The organism is Psychrobacter sp. APC 3281, from assembly GCF_030407815.1.
In the GTDB taxonomy this organism is placed as follows: domain Bacteria; phylum Pseudomonadota; class Gammaproteobacteria; order Pseudomonadales; family Moraxellaceae; genus Psychrobacter.
The window spans coordinates 139,492-151,567 of the sequence record NZ_JASDCS010000008.1; the positions used below are offsets into that span (position 1 = coordinate 139,492).

11 protein-coding genes are annotated in these 12,076 nt (G+C 40.9%); all 11 read right to left on the reverse strand.

Annotated features, from left to right (window positions below; all coding sequences use genetic code 11):
• Positions 1 to 150 precede the first annotated feature (150 nt).
• The 11 genes from QL886_RS08715 to QL886_RS08765 all read right to left on the reverse strand — a co-directional run bounded on the left by QL886_RS08715 (position 151) and on the right by QL886_RS08765 (position 12,070).
• Positions 151 to 1,350, reverse strand: coding sequence for a DegT/DnrJ/EryC1/StrS aminotransferase family protein (locus tag QL886_RS08715; RefSeq protein ID WP_290178393.1), 1,200 nt, complete (start codon positions 1,348 to 1,350; stop codon positions 151 to 153).
• A 144-nt stretch (positions 1,351 to 1,494) separates the two neighbouring features.
• Positions 1,495 to 2,106, reverse strand: coding sequence for a sugar transferase (locus QL886_RS08720; protein WP_290178395.1), 612 nt, complete (start codon positions 2,104 to 2,106; stop codon positions 1,495 to 1,497).
• A gap of 3 nt (positions 2,107 to 2,109) precedes the next feature.
• Positions 2,110 to 3,252 carry a glycosyltransferase gene (locus tag QL886_RS08725; RefSeq protein ID WP_290178396.1) on the reverse strand — a complete coding sequence of 381 codons (1,143 nt, stop codon included), beginning with the start codon at positions 3,250 to 3,252 and terminating at the stop codon, positions 2,110 to 2,112.
• A 32-nt stretch (positions 3,253 to 3,284) separates the two neighbouring features.
• Entirely contained in the window at positions 3,285 to 4,148 is an 864-nt protein-coding gene (locus tag QL886_RS08730; protein WP_290178397.1) for a glycosyltransferase family 2 protein, read from the reverse strand.
• A complete protein-coding gene (locus tag QL886_RS08735) occupies positions 4,148 to 5,188 on the reverse strand; it encodes an EpsG family protein (RefSeq protein WP_290178398.1) in 1,041 nt (346 codons plus the stop codon). The genes QL886_RS08730 and QL886_RS08735 overlap by 1 nt, the downstream gene beginning before the upstream one ends.
• A 39-nt stretch (positions 5,189 to 5,227) precedes the next feature.
• Complete coding sequence (locus tag QL886_RS08740; protein ID WP_290178399.1) at positions 5,228 to 6,340, reverse strand: glycosyltransferase; 1,113 nt, start codon at positions 6,338 to 6,340, stop codon at positions 5,228 to 5,230.
• Between the two features lie 5 nt (positions 6,341 to 6,345).
• Positions 6,346 to 7,368 (reverse strand): glycosyltransferase family 2 protein, encoded by a 1,023-nt coding sequence (locus QL886_RS08745; RefSeq protein ID WP_290178400.1) that lies wholly within the window; start codon positions 7,366 to 7,368, stop codon positions 6,346 to 6,348.
• Positions 7,369 to 7,388: 20 nt separating this feature from the next.
• Positions 7,389 to 8,471, reverse strand: a complete 1,083-nt coding sequence (locus QL886_RS08750; RefSeq protein WP_290178401.1) for a polysaccharide pyruvyl transferase family protein — start codon at positions 8,469 to 8,471, stop codon at positions 7,389 to 7,391.
• A 13-nt stretch (positions 8,472 to 8,484) separates the two neighbouring features.
• On the reverse strand, positions 8,485 to 9,675 hold the full coding sequence (locus QL886_RS08755; protein WP_290178402.1) for a hypothetical protein: 1,191 nt from the start codon (positions 9,673 to 9,675) through the stop codon (positions 8,485 to 8,487).
• Complete coding sequence (locus tag QL886_RS08760) at positions 9,668 to 10,684, reverse strand: glycosyltransferase family A protein (RefSeq protein WP_290178403.1); 1,017 nt, start codon at positions 10,682 to 10,684, stop codon at positions 9,668 to 9,670. Before QL886_RS08760 ends, QL886_RS08755 begins: the two co-directional genes overlap by 8 nt.
• Before the next feature lie 69 nt (positions 10,685 to 10,753).
• Positions 10,754 to 12,070, reverse strand: a complete 1,317-nt coding sequence (locus tag QL886_RS08765) for an oligosaccharide flippase family protein (protein ID WP_290178404.1) — start codon at positions 12,068 to 12,070, stop codon at positions 10,754 to 10,756.
• Positions 12,071 to 12,076: the final 6 nt, after the last annotated feature.

Consider the following 12,076-nt stretch of genomic DNA (forward strand, 5'->3'; position numbering starts at 1 on the left):
TAGCGTAAGATAAAGCCTACTCACTGATAAATTTTTATAATAAGTGAATTAAACAGTATTACGTATGTATAGGCAAATGTATCTTATGCTTTTATTAAGAATAGCGTCAACTTCAAAGTAAATTTCTAAAAATAATCATTCATTGCCGTTTTATTCGACCATCGAACCAAACACATTATCGATCGCCTGTATTGTCAGTTCAATTTCAGCCGCCGTAAGCGTAGGATGCACTAGAAACATGAGACTACTCTCTCCAAGCTGATTTGCTATTGGCAATCTAACACTTGGACGCAACCCTGTATTATCAAAGGCCTTCTCCAAATAGACTTCTGACGCCGATCCAGAGAAGCAAGGCACACCTTGATTGTTAATTGCTTCAATAATGCGGTCACGTGTCCAGCCATCAGGCAGATTATCGGACTGTACATAGACATATAATTTGTAGTAAGCATGGTTCGTATTGGAGAACTGCGCTAAATGCTCTAGTCTTGGCACACAAAGGTAGCCTTTGGACTCCCATTTGCTACAGGCCTCTAGTATGGCTTGCGCATTAGTAGTCCGTTTTGCTGTCCACTCACTCATTTTTTCCAGTTGAATACGCCCCAGAACGCCTTGCATCTCAGTCATACGCCAATTGGTGCCAAAGCTTTCATGTAGCCAATTGTAGCCAGATGATTGCTCCGTTTCATAGACTGCCGCATAGCTCTTACCATGATCCTTATACGCCCACATTTTTCGCCATAGCAGCTCGCTATCAGTGGTGACCATACCGCCCTCACCTCCTGTGGTCATAATCTTATCTTGGCAAAAACTCCATGCCCCAACATGACCAATACTGCCAACACTTCGCCCTTTATATCGTGCGCCATGAGCTTGTGCGCAATCTTCAATAACATATAGATCATGCTCATCTGCCAGTGCCATAATGCTGTCCATATCGCATGGCCAGCCAGCCAGATGTACGCATACAATACCTTTTGTTTTATCACTCAATACAGCTGTGATGGTCTCAGCAGTGATATTGCCAGTTGCTTCATCGACATCTGCAAAAATAGGCGTCGCACCTGCATTGACGATTGATGAGATACTAGCGATAAAGGTACGCGGTGTGACAATGACCTCATCACCGGCACCTATATCGAGTGCTTGTAACGCGACATCCAAAGCCAAAGTGCCATTACCCAACGCTATTGCGTATTTACTACCTGTCCAGTCAGCAAACTCTCGCTCAAACTGACGACATTCTTCGCCTGTCCAATAATTGACTTTATTAGATAGTAGCACTCGACTGACAGCGTCGGCTTCATGTTGCGTAAATTTTGGCCAAGGTGAAAAAGGGGTATTTAGCATATGTTCCTCTATGGTACTTATGTCTAATGTTGTGTCACGCTCTACGATAAACTGCTCACTATGTTATTAACCTTCCTATCTATCATGATTTGCTTGATACGCAGCTTTTTCAATTAGCTGTATTGCTATTAGCAAAGAGTACTTTTAAAGCATTTCTTCATTAATACTATTGCCCATGAATTTACTCATAGTCGCTTCACCCTCAGCACTGATACCATCTTTGATAATAACTTTTTTCACTGTTTTAAATAAAATCTTGATATCCAACCACAGCGACTGATTGTCCACATACCATGTATCCAGTGCGAACCTCTCATCCCACCCAATAGCGTTGCGACCATTGACTTGAGCATAACCTGTAATACCTGGGCGGACATTGTGTCGGCGCGCTTGTTCATCATTATATAAGGGCAGATATTCCATCAATAATGGTCGCGGGCCCACTAAACTCATATCACCTTTTATGACATTCCAAAGCTCAGGCAACTCATCAAGGCTGGTGTTACGCAGCGCTTTACCAAACGATGTCAGGCGCGCGCCATCTTCTAAAGGTTTGCCATCTGCGTCTATATCATCCTTCATGGAACGAAATTTTATCATCTCAAATGGCTTGCCATACAGACCTGGACGAATCTGACGAAATAGAACAGGCGCGCCAAGATTTTTACTCACCTTGTATGCAGTTGCAGCATAGACAGGAGACAGCACTACTAACGCTGTCGTTGCACCTACAATGTCAAATAGTCGTTTTATCATCTATTAGGCCTTATTTGTATGGTGTAGATAAAAATCCAAATAACTCTGCCATAGTTCTTTTTGTTCGAAGTTCTGAATCACCCAAGCTCTCGCTTTAGGGTACTTATTCTTAAAGTTGGTATCAGTGATTGCTTGCTTGATGGCTTTTGTCACGGACACAGTGTCTTTCAACTGGAACTTTTGACCGCTGATGTTTTGTTTTACACTATCTTTTACACCAACCACATCATAGGCAAACGTTGGCACACCGCAACTAGCTGCTTCGATAGCAACATTCCCAAAACCCTCTCGGTAGCTTAAAAATAGATGCAAATCAGCACATTGAATTACCTCTTCTACTTTTGGATTGGCTGGTATATATACGCCTTTACCCTCTCTCATTATTCTATCAACGACCGACTTGCCGATGTCATCTTCGAAGTCTCCGATAAACATAAAGTGAATATTCTCTGATTTAAGGCTTTCAGATATCTCACCAATATCTTTTAGGCCTTTGTCTTCACAAATTCTACCGACAACACAAATTACAAAAGCGTCTACAGGCACTCTATACTGTCGTCTTAATTTTTGTTTTTCCATCTGCTCTACCGGTCTGAGCACATCAATATCAATACCGTTAAATGAACCATTATCGATGACACGTGCCTTATTTTTTTTCAGGAGATTCTCTGACAAGCACACATTTACTAAAGAATCAGAAACGAATAGAACCTCATGAGAAAGACCAAAGCTAAGTTGATCAAGACCCTGAAAAGCGCGCTTCTTTAGGCCTGAAAAGTTCTCGTAGGCTCGTCCCACACTAAAGGCAACTCTTCTCTTTTGCATAGTGAGTGCGCTGGCTATGCTTCCTAACAATAAAGCCTTTGGTGTTAAGTAAACCACAATATCAAATCGTCTAGTAAACAGGTAACGAGTCAATAGCACTAATGACTTGGCATCTTGTAGCACAGAAGGCTTGCGCTGAAAATTTAAATCAACCACTTCTCCTAGATTACGAGCTCGTAAAATATCTAGCTGCTCCCTACTACCGCCACAGATTAACGTAATCTCAAAGTTTGAAGAGTCTCTAATATATTCAAGCTGATTGCGATACAACACATTAAAAGAAACGGCGTCCGTCATAATAAAGCATATTTTTGGTTTCATTTAAGCACCTCAGTATTACTTCATTGATAAATTTATTCAGCAACCAAACCATTAACAACCGCTTGATGGTTTTCTTGGAGATCCTCAGACATCGTTATCTTGTTTCTCTTATTGGCTATTTTTTGCAAGAGCCCTAGCGAGTCTAATAACCTTACCGCGCCTACTTTTGCTTCTAACTTAGCACTGTCGACGATATTGGTTTTTTTATACTCACTATATGTTGTAAGACTATCTTTGTAAGATCGAACGATTTTTGCCAATGATAGATTGCCCTCTTCTCTATAGTAATAGAGCAAGTCTGGGAGCACGGCTAAGCGCAAATCCTGTTTGGATATGGCTCTACACCACAGGTCATAATCTTCAGACCTTGGATAATTCTCATTGTATCTATTACGCTCATACCAACTTTTTTTTGCCAAAATAGACGCATGGACGATAGGGTATGCAGTCTCTACACTCTCAAATCCTGCATATAAATCGTCTACATGACGACAACCATACACCTTGTTTTGAGCATCAATAGATACCACGCCAGTCGACACCAAGTCGTAACTGGGATTGTTCTCTAAAAAGTTTATTTGAACAGCCAATCTATCTGGGTGAATGAGATCGTCAGCATCCATACGGGCAATGTAATCATATTTTGATTCATCAATAAGCTGGTTCAGACGAGCAGGCAGTTTTTTGTTGGCACCATCAGATATCACTCTTATTCTGCTATCAATCTTCTCAAACTGTTTGGCTATTGCTAGCGAGTTATCTGTAGAACCATCATCTATCAAGATAAGCTCCCACAGCTCATGTGTCTGCGCCCATATCGACTTTATGGCTGTTGCCAAATAGGCTTCAGCGTTATAGATAGGAATGCCAATTGAGATATAAGCGTGACTTTTCATCAGAACACCTCAAACATAGGATTGATAATATAAGGACTCAGGTCGCTGAACCTTGATGTTGTCAATATAAAATACGCTAGGAAGATAAACACACTGATGATATAGACATAAATGTTATTTATCTTTTTCAAAACCACTGGCAGTAACAAAACCAAAGTCCATGTGAAATACGAAATGATTCTTTGCGGGCCTGAAGCGCTAGTACCTAACAGCGCTAGCGGTATGACAAAAACCACACCTGATGCATAAAATATCAATAGCTGTTGAAAGCTCTTGTCTTTAATTTTATATACATAGCTCGCAATAATGATGAGAAGCATAAGCACGGTGTAAAACCCAAGTGTCAAAAACCCGCCTGACTCTTCAGAGATTTTTGCATAGTCTTCATATCGATCATTAGTAGATGAAATATAAGATACAAGCAACCTACTAACGAATAACGACCCAAAAAACGTCGCAAGTATTTTATAAGCTGGCTTCACTCTCAAATTTACGATGAAATAAAATGGAATGATAAATAAAGCCGTGATATGAAAAAATGATGCAATGGCACATATTAATAAATAAGGAAAAAGCCGTTTCTCTAGCAGATAAGGAATGGCTAAAGTAAACAAAGCCATCGCGATTCCTTGACGCAATCCATTGAATGAGAAGGTATAGACGCCTAGCGTAATAAACAGAAATACAGAGAGCCAGTAGTTCACACTATATCTTTTGATGACTTTTAAATAACAATAGACGATAACCAAGCTGGTGATGATCAGTAGCCAAAAATAGTTATTTGTCACATGCAGTAATGAATACTCAAATAGCTGGTAGCCGTACTCAACATCTTCATTGAATCTAAAGGACTCAGGACTCAATTTGTTATTAAAATTTCTGGTATAGTTTGCAGTATCTGTACCGACCCAATAGCTACGACTGCCTGCGAACAGCGCTAAAGTAATTAAGGGCAGCCAAAAAGACGTACGATTGAGAGATTTTTTCTCCAGTACTATCCAGAAAACAACAAGGCTAAGGACCAACAGATAAGGAAGCATTTAACCCTCTATAAAGTAGCTGAATATTAAGTAAAAGCCTTATCGCATATTCAAATACATTTGCGTTAACTTCTGCGAATTGGTCGCGGCGCTAAAGCCATGTAGATTTAGCGCCTTTATTATTTCTGCTTCATTGAATATTGGGGGCTGAAAGCTCAGCAAACTATCCACCCAAACATTGGCTGACTGTATAGGTAAAAAACATACAAGTCCAAGTCCTAAATCCACTTCAGGTGATACTTGATCAGAAACCAATGCCATAAGTCCTACTGTCTGGCTTTCTACTAAGACCACGGGGAAACCTTCATGCAGGGATGGCATAATCATACAGTCAGCACTGGCCATTAACTCAGTAATATCAGTACGCATACCCAAAAACTTAATATTATCCCCTAAGGCTTGCTCTTTCACTTGTCGTCTTAATTTATCTTCCAATAGACCTTGTCCAACGATATATAAGGTAAAGTCGATTTGACGTTTTTTCAGCTGCTCAGCGATTTCTAAAGAAAACTGATGATTTTTAACCTTATTGAGACGACCGACTTGGATGATTTTTAACCCTTTATCTCCAAATTTTTTAGCACCAAACTCCTGATCGATATAATGCCGTGATTGGTTAGCGACTGTCATCATCTTCTGTATATCAACAGCATTGGGCAGTAGCCACACATCTTTTGTAGTACCAAATAGGTAATTTGCAGCATGGTCACCGCAGCTGATTCTCTTAGTAGCCAATGTACGATTGGTAATTAATGCCCATTGTTCATATATTTTTTTAATAATATTGGTTTTACCATTACTGGTGCTATGAGAGTGCGAAATGCGATGCGGCACGCCAGCACCTTTAGCAGCCAACAGGTGAAAAGCATTGTTTAATAGCATATGAGCATGAACGATTTGATAATCAGGCTGCTGTTTAAGGAATTTTTTAAGTTTGAGCATGCGCGTTAATGAATGACCAGCTAAAATCGGTATAATTCTACCGCCTAACGCTGTTATCTCAGCGTCATAGTCGCCGATCTCGTCGGTAAAAGTGACAAAATCAAACTGAATCTGGCTATGATCTATATGACGATATAAATTCATAAGCATGGTCTCTGCCCCAGCACGATCCATTTTCCCCACTATGTGCAGCACTCTTTGGATAGTCATATCATTTACCTTTTAAGAAACATAAAGCCAACTTTGCTTCTCGTAACTATTTCCAATTTACTTCCTTTTAACCTTGTTTCTTTCTTTAATGCTTGACGAAGCACTTGCATTATAGGCAGCGCGATTTGGCTTGGCATACGTGCTATATTGCTGATCACTATATTTCTTAACGTCAAATTATTCTGATAACCTTTTAGTCGTAGTGTTTTATCTGCTTTTTTAGCTTGTGCCAATGCCCTTGCTAAATACTCATTGTCTATACGGGTGAGAATGCTCCAATGACTTTGTCTGATTTTATTGGCAAGTATTTTTTTAACTTCATTAGCTTGATAGTCTTCTACTAGATTCATGACTTTTGAATGAATAACGAAAAGGTCTAATAGCTTTTTATCTGTTGAACCCGTAATCGACGTGCCTCGCTGTCTATACAGGTAAAAATCAATAGGCAACTGATATCTAACCTTAGTAGATAAGCCAAGATGCCAATGGAAAGGCCAATCTTCGTAATACAAACCCACTGGAAAATTTAGAGCAGCTGTTTGCACGACACTGGATTTAATGAATTTTAGCCATGCAAAATGCGGTAAGCTAAAATACGAATCGTCTATCTTAGTTGCCTCGAATACTAACTTAGCAGCTGGATACGGTAGTTCAGTCTCTGCCGCTCCCTCTTTGAACGGTGCAAAACCATATGTCACTACTTCTGCATTCGTAGTAAGAGCACAATCTACACAAGCTGCCACTAAGCGAGTATCTACAATGTCATCAGAATCAACAAACATCATATAGTCGCCTGCTGCAGATTTAATACCAGTATTACGAGCAGCAGAAAGGCCGCTGTTTTCATTATGTTGAATGACTCTGATACGCTTATCTGTAAGATGTAAGGCAAGCGCTTGTTTTGAATTATCAGTAGAGCAATCTTCAACGACAATAATTTCAATATTCTTATAGGTTTGCTGCTTGATAGATTCTAAGCACGCGTCGATATATAACGCGACGTTGTATACTGGCACGATAATGCTCACCAATGGCTCTGCTACGCTAGTCATATAATAACCACCGATTTTTCTAACTCATGGTATTCATTGATATGAACGGGTGACTCAGTCATGGTGCCATGAGACAGGGATAGCAGTTTGTCGATATGTTTCGAAATCTCAGCAACCTCATCTAATTCTAAAAACAAGAGTCTTGGATGATTACGTAACCAGTCTGATTGCGTTTGCCTTATCTTATGATTGGAGTTCGGCAATACCAAGCAAGGTGTACCCGATAGTAAACATAAAATCATGCCATGTAGCCGGTCAGTCACGACCAATTTTGCAGCACGAAACTGGCTAAGCTTGTCAGTCAGTAATTTTTTGCAATGTACTTCGTCCAATTGAGAGCCGCCAGCATGGGTATCTGTCTTTTCAATATGATAGCCAGTATCTGCTAAGGCTTTATCTATAAAGCCGTACTGTTCAGTGGATAGCGCAGCTTCTTTGTCATTCCTTAAGCATCGCAGAATAGTTGAAGACTCTAAGTCATTTTTCGTACCAAGTACTGCTGCGTTTGCACTCATAACGATATCTGGCACAAGACCAACATGGACATTGCTATACTCAGCAAAAAGCTTGATAAGTTTGGCCGCTGTCATCGACTCTCTAGCGAAAATGTGTATATCTGGGTGCTTGGCGTAGACGTTTACGATACGATGCAATGCTCGCTTAGACTTAGCAGAATCACTCCAATCCAAGGTCTGGGGAAAACACACAACGCGATTCGTAGGAAACGTATTGATAACTAATTGGCGCAGCTCCTCAATATCAGGATACGAGCCACCCATATTGCCTCCCCCAATAATAGTGACAATATCCCTCTGTTGTATTTGTTGTTTAATCGAATTAAGCACCAATCTGGTTTGACTAATAGGAACACTAACAACTTCATAATCAGTCATCACATGTTGCAAGTATTGCTTTTGAGCATAAGAGATAGCGATATCACCAATATTGCCATAGTCAGCCGCCAGAAAAATGAAGCACCGATTACTGCTAGGCAAAGGGAAATCTCGCGCGCCCATATAAGTAACTAAGTGTTTTTTTAGTTTAATTGGTATGAGCTTTTTTATGGCGGTGGTATTCATTTTTGACACTCCCTTATTTATCTCTCATTAACATTTTTTTTACCCACATGCGACGCTTTGACCCAAAAGGAAATAACCTACTCAATTTTGGAGATGATTTACGTTTGAGTACTTTTTCAATGTACGGAAGCCACTCAAGACCCCTGCCCGTTTCAATCATTTCTTGACGAATGAGAGACCAGTCTATGCGTACAGCGTCACTTTTCAGAACCATGAACCTGAAAAGTGACGAATCTATCGGAGTGTCAAAACAAGCAGGATTATCAACACCTGCAAGTAAGAGATTCAGTCGAGTTCGTACACATTTTTCACAGTGACCGCAGTTTCTATCATGCCTATTACCAGCCCAGCAAACACGTAAATGCCGTATGCCTATAGACCAACTTGAAAGAATGATTAACTTCTCAGATCGACGAAATCCTGCACCATCATGAATAATTCTAAAATTGCCACAGCTCAATAATGGATCTGTTATGGGATGTGAACCCCATGGAGTAAGTAATACATCATAAGAATCGCCACTACCGATGAGTCCGATTCCTGCATATCGTTTCAATCCACATAGAACGGAAGCAATGGCAGCCGCGTGATATTCTTCCCAATCGATAGACCACAATGCTCGAACATTCGTCTTAACCGGCAGTAGATCCACGTTAATATCAGAAAGTACTTTGGTTGCTATCTCTACAGCACTATTAAAACCTTCTGTATCATCTAAAGGTATATCAAAGCCATGCACAAAAACCCCTGCCTTAATATTCCGTGTGGCATATCCTGCTCTACCTGTTGCATGACGATAAGCGGTAAATTGAGCATCAACGCCACCAGAAAATGCAGCAATCGCAGCCTCTACTCGTAAGTCTTGATCTCTAATACGATCAACTTGTATATCAATCAAAAAATAACGCTCTGGTAACCATTTATTCCAGACATACTGTAGCTCTGTCAGATTGGCTAATAGCTCGTGTGACACACTGCCATGAACCCGAATAGCCGCACCTAGCTGCATCGCGGGCAACAATGTGGCTAACAAATAAGAGTCGCAATCGTCATCTTCCGGCATGGGTAGATTGATAGGATATGCAAACCACAACTCTTGCTCAGTGACACTTTCACCCCTGGTTGTTTGTTTCAGCGAACAAGAACGAGTCTGTCCATGTTCGTCACTTTTTAAAGCCTGAGGAAATAAATCAATATTAAACATGTCTTTTTACCTTCGCTTTAGACCAAGACAGCTGCAAAAAAGCCAATGTCATCACATACCAACGTCGTGAAAAACATGAAATCAAGATACGAATACCGCGTGCTGAATGTCGTTGATGATAGTGCGGTAAACAGTTCTGATAAACGGAAGACTGGCGTATTTTTATCAACTCTGCATGGCGTTTTCTCATTTGAATATGAGCCAAGTTATTGAGCAGATATGGCAGCATATGCTCGATATAACTACGTGCGAAATCCGATAGCAGCACTTGCCTCTCAGTAGCACTGATAGACCAGTCATGTATCCTGGCTCTAGCGTTATAGTCTGCTTCTATAGACTCGAGCAGCCCTGGCTTATATTGCAAACTCGTCATCGAAGTAACATTCTCATAGTAGTTATATGGACAGTCGGGTACGACAGATAAATGGTTCGCTTTCCCCAAGCACTCAATATTAAAAATACCGTCTTCACCAAGTTTTATGTCACAATTAAACCGCAAATCCGCTATCAGTCTTTTGCTATAAACCTTGGTAGTTACATACCAATATATATTTCTATTCTCCGTCACTCTCAGCTGTAGCATTTTAATGTCTTGCCGTGAATATTCTGCTGTAATGTTACGGCGCTCGATAACAGAATCATCTAACATTATGCGCTTATGACCAAACGCCAACATCTCAATATCTCGATTAACCGTTTGTGCAATGACAAAGTCAAAATACCAATCATCGATAGTGTCATCCGCATCTATAAAAACGATGTAGTCGCCGGTTGCGATATCAAGCCCAGTATTACGAGCATCTGCCACGCCCCTATTTTTTTGATATTGCACCGTAATCCATGCCCTATCACTTTCCCACTTGTGCAATAACCTAGCAGTTTCATCGCCAGAACCATCGTCAATAACGATCAATTCAATCTCATGGTTCTTTTTCGCAACGTCAATACTACTAATACAACGATCAATAGTGTCAGCGGCATTAAATGCGGCGATAATAACTGAAATCATAGTGAGCCTCTTGAGTTGAGACTTCTAATGCATATCCTTTGTGCCATCCAACGCAGTCAAAACATTTACCTACTGCGGCACTTTATGGATATGAACAAGACGCCGAAAAGCGACATAAACGATAGATAAGCTAAGCAAGACCCCAACAAATGAGAACAGGGCAATGGCTACCATATCTGACTCAAAAACGTAAAAACCTATATACAGCGCTGCAGCACGAAATATCACTGCAAAAATCTCTCTAATCAAAAGAAAGCGCTGCAAACGTAATGCTGGCAATGCTGCAGTACTCGCACCCGATACCAAGCTGGTCAAAAGCCAAATAGAAAGCCACTGCGAATAACTGCCTGCTAAGGCCCACTCTGCGCCGAACACTAAAGAAAAAAGATAATCGCCAAAAACGAACACCGTACCGAATGGTACAATACCAACCACCAATAGAATTACCGTCACTTTTAATAAAAATTGATAAGCTTCTGGTGACTTTGCTGTAATCGCACGCGTAATCTTAGGATAAAAAACCTCTCCAACAGCTTGGCCTAACAACATCGCTGGTGCACCGAGCACAAGAACAGCCAACGAATACTGCCCAGCAGAAGAAGCACTAAATAGTGATGCTAACAAGATGGTTGGTAGCCCTACTGAAGCAGCATTGAGCATACTTTGCGGCATGCGGTATATGGCAAAGTCACGCTGCGATATAGCAGCATTACGAATACCAACCGTGCCAAACCAGTCTCGGACATTTAATACACCAATCCTAGGTACCCGAAGCATCTGCATCATAAAATTCGTAAGCTGTCCTGCTATCGTTAACAAAATAAGCAACATACCAGAGGGGGCCAATACACCACCTATCAACTTACTGGTATCTGTCACAAGCTTGCTCTCCACATAAGCACGAGCCTTGGCTTTGAACAAACCTACTCTGATAGCAGACTGGTCAGCAACAGATAGAAACGCGCCAGCCAATAGCGTCAACGGTATGAGATACAACATATATGGTGCACTTTCCATACCCGTCCATCGTGCCAAATAAACATTGCCGAAATAGACAGCGATGAACGCTATAGCCGCTATAAACAAACTGAGCAATACAGACAATCTGATAATGGCAGCGGCATCCTCGTCACTATCAGGCATCACAATGGCATTGGCATAACCCATGGTCGCAATCGGAGTAATAATACTGATGACTGCGGCAAATGCGGCAGCGATACCAAAATCTTCAGGACTATATAATCTGGTGAGAAACGGCATAAAGACCATAGCGATTGCTTGACCAGCAGCAATACCGCCTCCAACCATAGCCACATCTCGTACAAAGTGACTGGTTTTTAATCGACTGATTACGCTCTGTATCGATAAAAACACTTCAGAGGCCATTACTCA